This window comes from Campylobacter concisus, assembly GCF_002165815.1.
Classification (GTDB): domain Bacteria; phylum Campylobacterota; class Campylobacteria; order Campylobacterales; family Campylobacteraceae; genus Campylobacter_A; species Campylobacter_A concisus_BH.
The window spans coordinates 315,211-330,118 of the sequence record NZ_NDYN01000005.1 but is presented as its reverse complement, the minus strand read 5'-3'; the positions used below and the strand labels follow the sequence as shown (position 1 = coordinate 330,118).

The window sequence follows — 14,908 nt, the reverse complement described above, 5'->3', positions numbered from 1 at the left end:
CTTACATAACCCAAATTTAATAAAGTTTTAGAGATAATAAGAGCCAAAATTTTATGTGAAATGGATCAAATTTGAGCGAAAACGTGCAAGAAAACGAGAGATTTTTACCGCCAACGCAAATTCAAACTTCAACGCCTTATATATCGCTTAAAGAGCTAAGCAAACAATACAGCGTGCCAGTGGAATTTGTGGATTTTAGGCTTTCAAACATCCTCACATACTATAAAAATGAAGATAACGTCGAGCCAGTTTATGTTCCTGAAGAAAATTTAAGCTTTTTTGATGACAACACATTTTATCTTGACGAGACGCTAGAGATCGAGCAGGTTTATGACGTTGAGTTTTTTGACGTTAGGCTAAATGCCACGCCAAAGCTGCCAAAGATCGACATCGGCGTAAACTCAACCATCACAAAGGTCATCGCAAAGGTTAGAGCGAGCAAAGAGTGCGAATACGAGCAGCACTACGAAGATAAGCTTTATGAGTACATCGCAAAGCAGCTTATGAAGGCTCAAATTTTAATAGGCATAAGGATCGGCAAGCTAAAAGAGGAGCTAAAACAAATCGCCTCAATAATTCACGTAAAAGGCGAGCTTGACAAGGACTATACGCTAAATTTAACCCAGGGCATAAACCCTAAAAAGGCGATCGACGCAAAGATCATATACTATTATAAAGATAAGCTTGATGGGTTAAAAGACGAAGATAAGGTTGATTACGCCGATAGGGGCTTTGTCTTTGGCGTGGCAAAAGACGAGCTTATCATGGAGGAGAAAAAGTCTCACGAAGGGGCAAATGGACGCGACGTAAGAGGCAAACTTATAGAGGTGCCAAAGCCAAAAGAGGATACTGAAAAAGAGATAAGCATAAGCGAAAATATCGAGCGCGTAGAAAATGACGAGAGTGTAAAATATTTCGCTAAAAAATCAGGCTACGTAGTCGAGAAAAACGGCTCTTTTGACATAGAAGAGCGCATTGAGATAAATGAAGCAAATTTTAAAACCACTGGCTCTATCCAAGCAGGCACCGACACAAACGTCACATTAGTAGTTCGTGAGACTGACACGATAAAAGACGCTATCGGCACTGGCATCATCGTAGAGGCTGATGAGATCGAAGTAAAGGGAAACGTTGGCGCAAATGCGATGGTCAAGGCAAACGAGGTAAACATAGGCGGTCAAACGCACCAAAAGGCCAAAATTTACGCCAAACACGCCAAAATTTCTATCCATATCGGCAAGGTTGAGGCTGAAAGTGTCGAGATAGATAGACTAGAAGGTGGCACTGTTATAGCAAAAAGAGTAAAAATTAATAGCGTAGTTGGTGGCTCTATAACGGCTCAAAATATCCAGATAGACACGCTTGGCTCAAACTGCACCATCACAGCCTCACACCTAATCGACGTTAGATATCTAAGAGGCACTGATAATAAATTTATCATCGACGCTAGCAAGATGCCTGAGAGTGCGGACGCTACGCAAGATCAGCTAAGCAAGATAGAGAGCACCAAGTCTGAGCTAGCTACGCTTCTAAAAAACATAGAGAGCAAGAAAAATGTCATCAACGAGAACAAAGACTCGATCTACACGATAAAAGCTAAGATCGAAGAGCTCTCAAAAGCCAAAGTGATACCGCCAGTTACATTTATGAAAAAGCTAAAAGAGTATCAAGGGCTAGTTAATGAGTATAATACCTTGCTTAGGATATTTAAAGAGAAAAAAGAGCTTTTGGCTGATCTAAAAGATGAGCTTGAGATCATGCAAAATGGCATATTTTCAGCCAAAGTGATAAACAGAGGCACGTGGATCGAGCTAAATGAGATAAGATTTGTCATCGTCGATCCTCCGCAAAATGTCACCTACGTCTCAAAACAAAACGAGACCGCCCACGTCATCACGCTAGATAAATTTGATAACGGCGGCGAGGTCGAGTACAAGATCAAAAAGTCAAACAAACTCGAAGACTACGCGGATATAAATTTCATGGAACAAAAGGTTAAATGATGATAAAAGCAATCGAAGGCGTCGTTACAAAAAAAGACCCTGCATTTGTGATACTTAAGACAAATAGCGGCGTTAGTTATGGGGTTTTCATCTCGCTTGTTTGCTCAGCAAAACTTAGTAAAGGCGAAAAAGTCGAGCTTGCTATAACGCAGATCATAAGAGAGGATGCAAATTTACTCTACGGCTTTTTAGACGCAAATGAGCAAAAGATGTTTGAGATGCTTATCAAGCTAAATGGCATCGGAGCTAGCACAGCGATGGCGGTTTGCTCTAGCCTTAGCTCACAGGCATTTACAAACGCCATAATAAGCGGCGACGCAGACACTTTTAAAAGTGTGCCAGGCATCGGACCAAAGACAGCTAGGCGAATAATAGCTGAGCTAAGCGATGCTAAACTTATAAGTGACGAGAGCGTGCCAAGCTACCAAAATGAGGCGCTTTTGGCACTTGAGGCACTTGGCTTTAAGCGTGAAAAGATAGTGAAAATTTTGCCTGATTGTAAGAGTGAAAACACGAGTGATCTTATAAAAGAGGCACTTAAAAAACTAGGATAAGGATAAAAAAGATGAATTTAGGCGTGATATTTGGAGCAAAGAGTTTTGAGCATGAGATAAGCATAGTAAGCGCGATAGTTTTAAAAAATGTCCTAAAACAGGAGCTAAAATTTATATTTTGCGATGCAAATAGGGACTTTTACCTGATTGAGCAAAAAGATATGAGAGCAAATTTCTTTAGCTCTGGCAAATACAAAAACTCAAAGAAGCTATCTTTGGCAAAGGGCGGCTTTTACGCGCACTCGCTTTTTGGCGCAAACAAAGTTGAATGTGACGTCATTATAAATTTGATCCACGGTATGGACGGCGAAGATGGCAAGATAGCGGCACTTTTTGACTTTTACGGGGTCAAATACATAGGTCCAAGGCTTGAAGCAAGCGCACTTAGCTACAACAAAGAGCTTACTAAATTTCTAGCACAAAAGGCTGGTGTAAAGGCGCTTGATTACGAGATGCTAACTTGTCAAAGTGAGCCAAAATTTCACTATCCTATTATATTAAAGCCAGCAAGGCTAGGCAGCAGCATCGGCGTGAGCGTCGTGCATGATGATAGTGAGCTTGCCTACGCAAAAGACGTGGCGTTTGAATTTGACAAAGATGTTTTGGTAGAGCCCTTTATAAAAGGCGTCAAAGAGTACAACCTTGCAGGTTGCAAGATCGATGGAAAGATCAAATTTTCTATCGTCGAAGAGCCAAAAAAGAAAGAATTTCTTGACTACGAGCAAAAATATCTAAGTTTTTCAAATGAAAATAAGGTAAAAGAGGCGGAAATTTCTGAAGAGCTAAAACAAAAGCTTAAATTTAACTTTTCTAAAATTTATGATTGCGGATTTGACGGAGCGATCATTAGATGCGACTTTTTCGTGATAGATGGCGAAGTCTATCTAAACGAGGTCAATCCAAACCCAGGCAGCCTTGCAAACTATCTATTTGAAGACTTTGAGAGCACGCTAAACGCCCTTGCAAACTCACTTCCAAAAGAGCGTGAGATAAAGATTGATTATAAATTTATAAACTCGATCACTTCGGTAAAAGGTAGCGGCAAGCTCTAGGCTATTTAGCGATATATAAAGTAGTTTGTGATATTTTACGTAAAATTTTACATAAAGAGCGACAATGGTAACTTTTACAAAAGATGAAATTTATACGGCAACCGAGGTGGTTAGAAATTTTAGCTCTGTCCTTTCTCGCGTAGGAGCTAGCGAGCTAAAGCGCGCTGTCATCGTTAAAAACAATAAATTTGAAGCAGTCCTTTTAAATATGGAGGAGTATGAGCGCCTTTGCGAGGCAGTAAGCGTGCTTGAGAGCATTTACGCTGCTAAAAAGAGAGAAAACGATGGCGAGTAGGGCAGTCAAATACGGCTCAGACGAGTACGAGATCAGCTACGAAGTAGTAAATCCAAAATGCAAAAAGGTAGTGCTCTTCTTGCATGGCTGGGGCGCAAACAAAGAGATAATGAAAAAGGCTTTTGGCTCATATCTAAGCGAGTTTTGTCACGTCTATATCGACATGCCAGGCTTTGGTAAAAGCTCCATTTTTAAGCCCTTAAAAACAAGCGACTACGCAAAAATCGTTGCAAATTTTTGCGCTGAGCTTGGTATAAAACCAGACATCATCGCAGGACATAGCTTTGGTGGCAAGGTCGCAACGCTTCTAAAACCACCATATCTAGTGCTTTTAAGCTCAGCTGGCATAGTCGTCAAAAAGCCATTTATCGTGCGAGCAAAGATAGCGATATTTAAAATTTTAAAGATATTTGGCTTTGGTAAATTTTACAAACTCTTTGCCACAAAAGATGTGAGTGGCATGAGCAGAGTGATGTATGAAACCCTAAAAAACGTAGTTGATGAGGATTTTACAAAGCATTTTGCCGATTTTGGGGGCAGGGCTTTTATATTTTGGGGAGAAAATGACAAGGCAACGCCTGTAACAAGCGGCGAGAGCATAGATAGACTTATCAAAAATAGCTCATTTTTCCCGCTTAGCGGTGATCACTTTTTCTTTTTGCTTCACGCTAAATTTATAAGTGACGAGATAGAAAAAGGGATAAATTTTGAGCCAAATGAAGCAAAAAATGTCGTGCTAGATGACGATGAGAGCGGGATCGAGGAGATAAGATGAGTATATTTTTAAGCATAAGCACAGTTTTATTTATCTTTGCGCTTGCTTTTTATGTGATCACTTGCTTTCAGTGGTTTTCATATAGGCCTGAGCGCGTGCTCTTTCACTTTACAAAGCCCGCTTGGCACGTCTTTTTCTTTATCGTGCCTTTGGTGTTATTTTATACGACTGGCAAGTGGTTTTTTATCTATTTTTACTTTGCGCTTTTGCCAGCTCTTTATCTTTGGCATAAAAAACTTGATAAAAAGCTAGTCTTTACCGCTAGGATCAAGCACTTTTTTGCCATCCTTGCTTGCGCCATCATCTTAAACTACGCTTTAAATTTCATCATCCACAAGGCATTTTTGGCTCCTATGCCACTTTTTGTCTTGGTCGTGAGCCTATTTTTTAGTGAAATTTTAGAAAAGATCAAATTTCAAGGCTTTAAAAACAAGGCGCTTAAAAAACTTGGCGCAAACAAAGAGCTAAAGATCATCCTAATCACCGCAAGCTACGGCAAAACGAGCATTAAAAATTTCTTATTTGAAATTTTAAAAGATAGCTTTGTCTGCTATAAAACGCCACGCAGCGTAAATACAATGGCTGGCATCATCAAAGATATCAACGAAAATTTAAGTGAGCAAACGCAAATTTACATCGCAGAAGCAGGCGCTAGGCTAAAGGGCGACATCCTAGAGATCACTAAATTTCTAAATCCGCAAATCGTCATCGTTGGCGAGATCGGCGCGCAACACATCGAGTATTTTAAAACGCTTGATAACATCCGCGCGACAAAGCTTGAAGCACTGCAAAGTGCTCGCTTGCAAAGGGCTTTTTTACATAGCTCGACAAAGAAAGAGGCAAGCCAAAATTTAGAAATTTACGATGAGAGCCTAAAAGATATAAACGCAAATTTAGATGGAATTTCATTTACGCTTGATGGCAAAAACTATGCTTCGCCGCTTCTTGGTAAATTTAACGCTACAAATTTAGCCGTCTGCGTCAAGGTGGCAAGATACCTAAAAATGAGCGATGAAGCGATAGATAGTGCGCTATCTAAGATGAAAAACGTCGAGCACCGCCTAAGCAAGATCGAGGCTGGCGGCAAGCTGATAATTGACGATAGCTTTAATGGAAATTTCTCAGGCATGAGCGCAAGCTACGAGCTTGTAAGTACTTACGCTGGTAGAAAAGTGCTGCTAACGCCTGGTATCGTCGAGAGCGATGCAGAGCAAAATGCAAATTTAGCCAAGGTGATAAATGAAATTTTTGACCTTGTCATCATCACAAGCTCGCTAAACGCCGAAGTCTTGCTAAAACACATCGTAAAACCAAAGATCATCATCCTAAAGGACAAGAATAAAATGCAAGAAATTTTAGCCCAAAACACGCACGCTGGCGATCTTATACTATTTTCAAACGACGCACCGAGTTTTATATGAAAAAGATAGTTTTTTTAGCTCTAATCTTAAGCCTAGCATCTGGCTTTGACATCGATGACTACGACAGGGGCAACGAGGCTAGAAATGCCGGAGACTACGCAACTGCGTATGAAATTTTTTACGATGGCTGCGAGCAAAAAGATGTGCTTTCGTGCGAGGCTTTGGGTGATATGTTTGTAAATGAAGAGATAAACGAGCAGATGGATGGAGATCTTAAAAAGCACTCAAACATCGAGCTTGGCGTGAGTTATTTTATGAAAAGCTGCGACCTTGGCTATCAAAACGCCTGCGATGACGTTATGAGCCTAAAAGACGATCTAAACATCACCTTGCCATCTGGCGTATACGAAAATGCTAAGGCTAGGTATGATGAGCTTTTTGAAGAGTTTAAAGAGCAAGAGGCAAATAAAACGGTAGAAGATGAAGAGTCAAAGGCTAAAAAATAGTCAAATTTGACTTTGCAAGCAAGCTAAATTTCACATCAAATTTAAAATTTCAAATTTAAATTAAACTGCCGCCTTTTATGAAAGCGGCTAATACAAAAGAGACATAAAGACAAGCCGTATCTTGCTTTTTATAAAACTATGCACTTTTATACAAGTAAGGTTTTAAAAATTATACCGCGAGGTTTTTGGCTTGCTCATCTGCAATTTTTATGTTTTCTCTAAATTTTGCTTTCTGGTGGCATTACAAGCTCTGAAAAAAATAGTTATGATAAAGCCTAAGGTGCCAACTATAAAATTTGCTCGGACTAGTCTAATGGCATTTTGCAGATATTCGTTTGTAGTGGCATTTGTAACTGTGTTAAATGTCGTACTGGCTATGACTATAAAAAGGACGGCGTGAGCTAGAAAAATGGCTAGTTTTAGCGTCCTACAAGCCAAATTTGCCTCGTTATAAAGTTGGGAGTGTATAGGCGGTTGCCTTTGGATTGCTTGGGCTTTAAGCTAAATTTGTCCCGTCATAAAGCGGTTTATGTCAAGCGCACCAAAGATGAAGCTTCTCACCCAAAAGACAAAGATAGGCGACTTTAAATTTAAGATAGCTATCCACCAGCTTATCAAGCCTTTTATCTTCAAATTTCTAGCATTTTTAACAGAGCAAAGCTTGTCTTGCAAAGACGAAACGATAGAATTTATGTTTTTCTCGCTATTAATGCATAAAATTTGATTTAAATTTACTCATTTGCCAGATCCTCAGCCACTTTGGCGGCTAGTTTTAGTTTATCACTATCAAAGTGCGTGTAAATTCGCGAGGTATTTAGGCTTGCATGTCCAAGAGCTTCTTGCACTAGCACAAGGTCTTTTTGCTTTTTATAAAGCATCGTTGCAAAGGTGTGGCGTAGCATGTGAGCGCCATTTTTCTCTTTTCTGATGCCTGCTTTAAACAAAATTTGCTCCACGATACGGCTAACATAAGCCTGCGTGAGCCTTGTGCCTTTTTTATTTATAAAAAGATAGCCCTCTTTGTTGATGTAGTTTATGGCGATTGCGTTTAGATGAGCTTCGATTAGGTGACGCTTTATCATTACGATGCGGTATTTGTTGCCTTTACCATGAATTCTAATGATAAAAAGATCGCCATCTTCAGTGATATCTTTTCTCTTTAAATTTAGCGCCTCGCTCACACGGATGCCAGTAAAGATAATGACCTTGATGATGAGCTTGTTGCGGTTTGAGTTTTGCTTAAAGTCGCTCTCCTCGATCGCTTCAAGAAATTTCTTGACCTCCTCTTCACCCATAAACTCAGGCAGCTTTTGCCCTTTGTTGCCGCTAACGCCACCCCAGTTTTTTAAATTTATATCAAAAACGTGAGCTTTGCCGTCCTCTTCGTTTTGTTTATCAAGAAATGCAAAGAAATTTATCACTGAAATTCTGTAGTTTTTCTTGCTCGCATCACTTAGTCCGCCAGTTGTGCTAGCTAGTATTTCACTTAACAGCTCTTCATCGATCTGCTTTAGGCTGCTAAGCTCATAAAATTTCATCGTCTCATATATCTTTTTAAGCGGGTTAAAGTAGGTATTTATGCCAGTTAGACCTGCATTTCTAGCACTTTTTACCAGCCCATCAAGCTGCTCTATGTTTTTTATCTCGCGGCTTAGGGCGAAATTTACATTTGCAAGTGCTTTTGGGTCTCTTAGCTCCTTGTTTGAAAGCGAGCTAAGTTTAAATTTGACATATCTTGTGAGCCAAAATATAAATGAGCTCTCAAAACTATCTTTGCAGTCAAGTGGAAATTTCATGCTTAAAGCGTTCTCTCTTTTATCACTCTGGCTGTCTCTATGGCGATCTCAAGCTCTTCGTTGGTTGGGATAATGAGCGTTTTTATCTTAGCGCCGTCTTCATCTATGCACCTCTCACCTCGCTCGTTTGAGAAATTTAGCTCGTGGTTGATGTGGATGCCAAGATGTTTTAGGTCATCACAAATTTTTTGCCTTGTATTTGGTGCATTTTCGCCGATGCCGCCGGTAAATATGAGCGCATCAACACGCCCTAAAATGGCATAGTATGAGCCGATATACTTTTTCACTCGGTAGCAAAACATCTCAAATGCAAGCTTAGCTCGCTCGTCGTTTTGCATCTTGGCTACGACCTCTCTCATGTCGCTTGAGCCACAAATTCCAAAAAGTCCGCTCTTTTTGTTTAAAAAGTTATCGATCTCGTTCCACTTTAAAACGCCGATATTTAGCAGATAGATGACCACGGCTGGGTCCATATCGCCGCTTCTTGTGCCCATTATGAGCCCTTCAAGCGGGCTAAGACCCATTGAAGTGTCGATACTTTTGCCATTTTGCACAGCACAAGCTGAGGCGCCGTTGCCTAGATGAAGTGAGATAGCGTTAAATTTATCAAACTCTATGCCAAGCATTTTTGCTGCTTGCTTGCAAACATATCTGTGCGATGTGCCGTGAAAGCCGTATTTTCTGATGTGATGAGCCTTGCAAACATCGTAGGGTAGGGCGTAGCGGTAGGCGTACTCTGGCATGCTTTGATGAAAAACCGTATCAAAAACGACCACGTGAGGCACGTTTTTACTCTCTTTCATCGCATTTTTGATGCCAGCAAGGTGCCCTGGGTTGTGAAGTGGGGCAAGAGGGCTTATCTCCTCGATCTTTTTGATGACGCTCTCATCAACGATCATTGAGCTAAAAAAGCTCTCGCCACCATGCACTATCCTGTGTCCGATGCCGTCAAGCTCGCTTAGATCGTGCAGTGTATGTGAGGTGGTAAAGAGCTCATTCATCGCCTCAAGTCCGTCGTGGTGGTCTTTTATGAAGCGTTTTATCTCATAAACTTCGCCATTTGCCTTTAGCACCGCCCTTGAGCTAGAGCTGCCGATTTGCTCGACTAGACCGCTTGCTAGACTTGTTTTTGTCTGCATATCAAAAAGTTGAAATTTTATCGAGCTGCTACCTGAGTTTAAAACTAAAATTCTCATATCACTCTCCTGCTTGTATCGCGCTTATTAAGATGGTATTTACGACGTCTTCAACGAGGCAGCCGCGGCTTAGGTCATTTACTGGTTTTTTTAGCCCTTGAAGTATTGGGCCCACTGCTAGGGCGTTTGCGCTTCGCTGAACTGCTTTGTAGCAGATGTTTCCGCAGTTTAAATTTGGAAATATAAATACATTTGCCTGCCCAGCGACATCGGAATTTGGCATCTTTTTGCTAGCCACGCTTAGATCAACCGCCGCGTCAAACTGAATTGGCGCAGCTATTTTTAAATTTGCATCAAGCTCATGCGCCTTTTTGGCAGCCTCTTTTACAAACTCCACATCAGCCCCGCTGCCACTATCAGCAGTTGAGTAGCTTAGCATGGCGATCTTTGGGCTAAGTCCAAAGGCACTTGCTGTTTGAGCACTACTTAGCGTGATGCTGGCTAGCTCGTCCGCGCTTGGATTTGGCGTGACGGCGCAGTCTGCAAAGAGTAAAATTTCTTCTTCAAGTGCCATGAAAAATGCCCCGCTTACCACGCTTACATTTGGCTTTGTTTTTATGATCTGAAGGGCTGGGCGGATCGTATCAGCCGTGCTCATCGTAGCGCCACTCACCAAAGCATTAGCTATGCCTTCATGGATAAGCATCGTGGCAAAGTAAATTTTATCTTTTGCAAGCGCGTTTGCCTTGGCTTCGTCCACGCCTTTATGCTTTCTTAGCTCATAAATTTTCTTTGCAAACTCATCCGTTAGCTCGTTTTGCGCTGGATTTAGCACCTTTGCTTTGCTTAAATTTAGCCCCAAAGTGGCTGCCTTTTTTAAAATTTCGCTCTCAAGCCCTAGCAAGATGATATTTGCTGCACCTTTTTCTAGCACGATTTGAGCTGCTTTTAAAATTCTCTCATCATCACTTTCAGGCAAAACGACTGTTTTGTTTGCCGCTTTGGCTCTTTTTAGAAGCAAGCTTTGAAATTTAAATGGCGTGATGATCTCGGCTTGGTAGCTTAAAATTTCATCAAAATTATTAGTTATTAGAAGCTTTGAGTTTAAATTTAGCGCCCTTAGCTCGCTTGCATTTTCGTCAAAAATAGGCGCGTTTAAATTTCTAGCTAGCTTTAAATTTAGCTCGCTCTTGCCAAAGAGGCTAAAGCCCTCACAGCCAACGACTATTACAAAGTCGCTTTTAGCCTTTAGCTCTTCAAATTTATCTATAAATTTTAAAAAAAACTCCTTTTCATTTAAATTTATTAGATTTTTTTTGTCGTTTTCGTCTGGAGTTATCTTAAAGATCTCAACTTTTTTGAATTTTGTAGCTATAATTTCCTGCAAATATGCTAGATTTTTGTCTGAAAAAATGTAACAACTTTTCATTTTGTGACCTTTTTGGGAACTTAAATTGCTTAATCTTAGCACAAAGATACTTATTTTAAGGCATTTTATGAACTATAAAAAGATATGGCTCGTCACATTTGCGGGCATTTTTTACACAGGTTGCACCCCAAGTGCAGATCCTCACATCAATATGAAACCTCCAGTTTATGTCGAGCAACTCCCTTCAAAAGATAGTGGTAGCGGTCAAAGTAATGCCGGCAGTCTCTTTGGCAAGGGCGAAAATCCGCTATTTTCAGATAGAAAGGCGATGAATGTAAATGACATCGTAACCATCGTCATCTCAGAAAACGCAAGTCAAATTTCAAGTGGCAGCAAAAGCACCAACAAAGATAGCACCATTTCGCTTGGTGGCGGCGTTTTCACAGCTGGAGCTGCTCCGCTCTCAACCGTGGCTGATAATCTAAACAAATATGGCGACATCGGCTTTAAAGCAGGTGGTGGCAATAAATTTACAGGTAGTGGCACTAGCAACAGAAGCGAGAAATTTACCGCAACCATCTCAGCTAGGATCATCAAGATCCTAAATAACGGCAACTACTTCATCGAGGGCAGCCGTGAGCTACTTATAAACGGCGAAAAGCAGATCATGCAAGTAAGTGGCGTTATCAGACCTTACGACATCTCACAAAACAACGAAATCGACTCAAAATACATAGCTGATGCTAAAATTTTGTATAAAACTGAGGGAGAGCTAGACAAATCAACTAAAAAACCTTGGGGCACAAGGCTTATGGAGGCTATCTGGCCATTTTAATGCAAATTTAAAAGCCTAAATTTAACCCATTTAGGCTTTTAAAAATTTATATTTCAAAGCTCCTTCTTCTTAAATATACTAAATTATATTTTTTAAAAATTATTAAAATTTAATTGATATTTACTTTCATAAAAATAAAATTTTTGCCATATCATTTCTCAAAATAGGATAAAGTCTCACTAAAAATTATTTTTTAGCATATTTTAAGATTATTGATATCAAGGCATTTAAAATTTTATTATTAAGATTTATTTAAATATAACTACTAATATTATAAAATAATTTTACTCTTTTTAAAACAAAGATACTATACATATAAAACAAATTTCTAACGAAGGAGCTTATATGAATAATGACTTGCGTCAAAAGATAGATAGACGCTTAAGCGAACTTAGTGCATTGCCTAAGATGAAAAATGACACTAGTATTGCGCAGCTTTTAAAAGATAAGGGTTTTACTAGGCGTGATTTTATGAAGTGGGCTGGTGCGATGACAGCTTTTATGGCATTGCCAAGTGCGATGACACCGATGGTTGCTCGTGCTGCTGAGCTAAGCGATAGGCTCCCTGTGATATGGCTTCACATGGCAGAATGCACTGGCTGTAGTGAGGGCCTACTAAGAACTGACGCTCCAAGCATAGATAGCCTTATATTTGACTACATAAGCCTTGAATACCACGAAACTATTATGGCGGCTGCTGGCTGGCAGGCTGAAGAAAATTTAGAGCATGCGATAGAAAAATATAAGGGCAGATACATCCTGCTAGTTGAAGGTGGCGTCCCAACGGGAGCTACTGAGCACTTTTTAACAGTAGGACCTCACGGCACAAGCGGCAAAACTCACGCCGTAAATGCCTCTGCTAACGCTGCTGCTATCTTTGCCATTGGCACCTGTTCTAGCTTTGGCGGTGTTCAAGCTGCAAGGCCAAATCCAACAAATGCAGTCGGTCTTTCAAAGGTGACTGATAAGCCCGTCATAAATGTGCCAGGCTGCCCTCCAAGCGAGAAAAATATCGTTGGCAACGTGCTTCACTACTTGCTATTTGGCACCTTGCCTGCACTTGATGTTTATAACAGACCAAAATGGGCTTATGGCTTAAGAATTCACGATCTTTGCGAGAGACGCGGACACTTTGACGCAGGCGAATTTGTCCAAAGCTTTGGTGACGAGGGCGCAAAAAATGGCTACTGCTTATATAAAGTAGGCTGTAAAGGTCCATATACATTTAATAACTGCTCACGCGAGAGATTTAATCAGCACACATCATGGCCAGTTCAAGCAGGTCACGGCTGTATAGGCTGCTCAGAGCCAGACTTCTGGGATACGATGGGGCCATTTGAAGAGCCGATGGCTGATAGGCTATTTGACACTGTTTTGGGGCTTGGCGCTGATAATGTAAGTGATAAGATAGGCATTGGGATTTTAGCTCTAGCTGGTGTTGGCATAGCGGCTCACGCTGCACTAGCTTGCATGAGTAAAGATAAAGAATAAGGCGAAAAAATGAGTGAAAAAAGAATAGTAATAGACCCTATAACACGTATCGAAGGGCACTTAAGAATAGAAGTCGTAGTCGATGAAAACAACGTTGTCAAAGAGGCTTACTCTGGTTCAACTCTTTGGAGAGGCTTAGAGCAGATAGTAAAAAACAGAGACCCAAGAGATGCTGGCTTTTTCATGCAAAGAATTTGTGGCGTTTGCACATACTCGCACTACCGAGCAGGCATAGTCGCAGTTGAGGACGCCCTTGGTATAAAACCCCCATTAAATGCAGAGCTAACTAGAACGCTTATGAACGCAGCTTTATATCTTCACGATCACATCGTGCACTTTTATCAGCTTCACGGCATGGACTGGGCGGACGTCGTCTCTGCACTAAGTGCAGACGTGCATAAAGCTAGCGAAGAGGCGTTTAAATACACAAGCACGCCATTTGCCACGGGAGCTGACAAGCTAAAAGAGGTAAAAGAGAGGGTTGAAGCCTTTGTTAAAAAGGGCAACCTTGGACCATTTGCCAACGCATACTGGGGACATAGCACATATAAATTTACTCCAGAGCAAAACTTAATCGTCCTCTCTCACTATCTTGAGTGCCTAAGGATCCAAAGAACAGCAGCTCAAATGATGGCTATCTTTGGCGCGAAAAACCCACACCCACAAAGCCTAACAGTTGGCGGCGTGACCTGCGTGATGGACCTTATGGATCCAGCTAGAATGGGCGAATATATGAGTAAATTTGCTGAGATAAAAGAATTTGTCGATAGAGCTTACTATCCAGATATTTTGATGGCGGCTAAGGCTTATGCAAACGAGCCAAGCGTTCTAAACGACGTTGGCGTATCAAATTTATTCTGTTACGATGAGTTTTTGATCGGCAAAAATGACCATCTATTTAAAGGCGGTATCATCTTAAATGGCGATCTTAGCAAGGTTTATGATATAGACGAAGAGAAGATCACAGAAGAGGCGACAAGGGCTTGGTATAAAAATGACAAAGCACTTCACCCTTATGACGGCGAGACAGAGGCAAACTATACTGGCCTTGTTGATGGCGAGAGCATAGACGGCGAGGGCAAGCTAGCTCACAGCAAGCTTTTTGACACAAAGGGCAAATATAGCTGGATCAAAGCGCCAAGATATGATGGCATGCCTATGCAAGTAGGACCGATCGCAAGCATCGTCATAAACTATGCTAAAGGCAACGAGAGAGTTAAAAAAGTAGTCGATGAGTTTTTAGCAAAGAGTGGCTTGCCACTAAGTGCAGTCTTTTCAACTCTAGGCAGAACTGCTGCTCGTATGCTTGAAGCAAAAGTGGTCGCAGAGCACACAATGGACGCATTTAATGCCTTGATCGAAAATTTAAAGACAGATCAAGAGACCTGCACAAAATATGTCATAGATAATAGCAAAGAATATAAAGGCCACTTCAAAGGCAACGCTCCAAGAGGCGCGCTAAGCCACTGGTGTCGCATAAAAGATGGCGTCATCTCAAACTGGCAAGCGGTCGTGCCAAGCACTTGGAACGCCTCTCCAAAAGACGCCAAAGGTCAAATGGGCAGCTACGAGGCGTGCTTAGTTGGTATGAAGATCGCTGATCTTTCAAAGCCACTTGAGATAATACGAAAAATTCACTCTTACGATCCTTGCATCGCGTGTGCCGTGCATGTTATGGACACGAAGGGAAATGATTTGAGTACTTATAAGATAAATCCAAATTTGTAAGGAGAAA

Annotated in this window: 15 protein-coding genes; 11 read left to right on the top strand and 4 right to left on the bottom strand. The window is 41.0% G+C overall.

The features are described 5' to 3' along the window. Nucleotides 1-71 precede the first annotated feature (71 nt). From B9N65_RS06635 to B9N65_RS06605, 7 genes are all read left to right on the top strand, one after another. Nucleotides 72-2,003: a flagellar assembly protein A gene (locus B9N65_RS06635; RefSeq protein WP_087583288.1), complete on the top strand. Its 1,932-nt coding sequence runs from the start codon at nucleotides 72-74 to the stop codon at nucleotides 2,001-2,003. Next, nucleotides 2,003-2,557, top strand: a complete 555-nt coding sequence (gene ruvA / locus B9N65_RS06630) for a Holliday junction branch migration protein RuvA (protein ID WP_087583287.1) — start codon at nucleotides 2,003-2,005, stop codon at nucleotides 2,555-2,557. The genes B9N65_RS06635 and ruvA overlap by 1 nt, the downstream gene beginning before the upstream one ends. Nucleotides 2,558-2,568: 11 nt before the next feature. Further along, nucleotides 2,569-3,609, top strand: a complete 1,041-nt coding sequence (locus B9N65_RS06625; RefSeq protein ID WP_087583286.1) for a D-alanine--D-alanine ligase — start codon at nucleotides 2,569-2,571, stop codon at nucleotides 3,607-3,609. Between the two features lie 64 nt (nucleotides 3,610-3,673). After that, nucleotides 3,674-3,904: a type II toxin-antitoxin system Phd/YefM family antitoxin gene (locus tag B9N65_RS06620; protein ID WP_002942153.1), complete on the top strand. Its 231-nt coding sequence runs from the start codon at nucleotides 3,674-3,676 to the stop codon at nucleotides 3,902-3,904. Continuing rightward, nucleotides 3,894-4,679 carry an alpha/beta fold hydrolase gene (locus tag B9N65_RS06615; RefSeq protein ID WP_087583285.1) on the top strand — a complete coding sequence of 262 codons (786 nt, stop codon included), beginning with the start codon at nucleotides 3,894-3,896 and terminating at the stop codon, nucleotides 4,677-4,679. The genes B9N65_RS06620 and B9N65_RS06615 overlap by 11 nt, the downstream gene beginning before the upstream one ends. Continuing rightward, nucleotides 4,676-6,100: a UDP-N-acetylmuramoyl-tripeptide--D-alanyl-D-alanine ligase gene (locus tag B9N65_RS06610; RefSeq protein WP_087583284.1), complete on the top strand. Its 1,425-nt coding sequence runs from the start codon at nucleotides 4,676-4,678 to the stop codon at nucleotides 6,098-6,100. The genes B9N65_RS06615 and B9N65_RS06610 overlap by 4 nt, the downstream gene beginning before the upstream one ends. Further along, nucleotides 6,097-6,546, top strand: a complete 450-nt coding sequence (locus tag B9N65_RS06605; RefSeq protein WP_087583283.1) for a hypothetical protein — start codon at nucleotides 6,097-6,099, stop codon at nucleotides 6,544-6,546. The genes B9N65_RS06610 and B9N65_RS06605 overlap by 4 nt, the downstream gene beginning before the upstream one ends. A gap of 207 nt (nucleotides 6,547-6,753) precedes the next feature. Here the strand turns inward: B9N65_RS06605 and B9N65_RS06600 are convergent, their stop codons facing one another. Continuing rightward, complete coding sequence (locus tag B9N65_RS06600; RefSeq protein ID WP_087583282.1) at nucleotides 6,754-6,984, bottom strand: hypothetical protein; 231 nt, start codon at nucleotides 6,982-6,984, stop codon at nucleotides 6,754-6,756. 91 nt (nucleotides 6,985-7,075) lie between these two features. Between B9N65_RS06600 and B9N65_RS06595 the strand changes: the two genes are divergently transcribed. Then, nucleotides 7,076-7,270 (top strand): hypothetical protein, encoded by a 195-nt coding sequence (locus tag B9N65_RS06595; protein ID WP_087583281.1) that lies wholly within the window; start codon nucleotides 7,076-7,078, stop codon nucleotides 7,268-7,270. 7 nt (nucleotides 7,271-7,277) lie between these two features. Here B9N65_RS06595 and B9N65_RS06590 read toward each other — a convergent pair whose 3' ends face one another. From B9N65_RS06590 to pta, 3 genes are read right to left on the bottom strand one after another with little or no spacing between them, the layout of a single operon-like run. Next, complete coding sequence (locus B9N65_RS06590; RefSeq protein ID WP_087583280.1) at nucleotides 7,278-8,342, bottom strand: tyrosine-type recombinase/integrase; 1,065 nt, start codon at nucleotides 8,340-8,342, stop codon at nucleotides 7,278-7,280. Between the two features lie 2 nt (nucleotides 8,343-8,344). Further along, nucleotides 8,345-9,538 (bottom strand): acetate kinase, encoded by a 1,194-nt coding sequence (locus tag B9N65_RS06585; RefSeq protein WP_087583279.1) that lies wholly within the window; start codon nucleotides 9,536-9,538, stop codon nucleotides 8,345-8,347. A gap of 1 nt (nucleotide 9,539) precedes the next feature. Continuing rightward, entirely contained in the window at nucleotides 9,540-10,907 is a 1,368-nt protein-coding gene (pta, locus tag B9N65_RS06580) for a phosphate acetyltransferase (protein WP_087583278.1), read from the bottom strand. Between the two features lie 67 nt (nucleotides 10,908-10,974). Here pta and flgH point away from each other — a divergent pair, with 67 nt between their 5' ends. The 3 genes from flgH (at nucleotide 10,975) to B9N65_RS06565 (ending at nucleotide 14,901) form a co-directional block, all read left to right on the top strand. Beyond that, nucleotides 10,975-11,682 carry a flagellar basal body L-ring protein FlgH gene (gene flgH / locus B9N65_RS06575; protein WP_002940928.1) on the top strand — a complete coding sequence of 236 codons (708 nt, stop codon included), beginning with the start codon at nucleotides 10,975-10,977 and terminating at the stop codon, nucleotides 11,680-11,682. 345 nt (nucleotides 11,683-12,027) lie between these two features. Next, nucleotides 12,028-13,173 (top strand): hydrogenase small subunit, encoded by a 1,146-nt coding sequence (locus B9N65_RS06570; RefSeq protein ID WP_087583277.1) that lies wholly within the window; start codon nucleotides 12,028-12,030, stop codon nucleotides 13,171-13,173. Nucleotides 13,174-13,182: 9 nt separating this feature from the next. Next, a complete protein-coding gene (locus B9N65_RS06565; RefSeq protein ID WP_087583276.1) occupies nucleotides 13,183-14,901 on the top strand; it encodes a nickel-dependent hydrogenase large subunit in 1,719 nt (572 codons plus the stop codon). The last annotated feature ends 7 nt before the right edge of the window (nucleotides 14,902-14,908 follow it).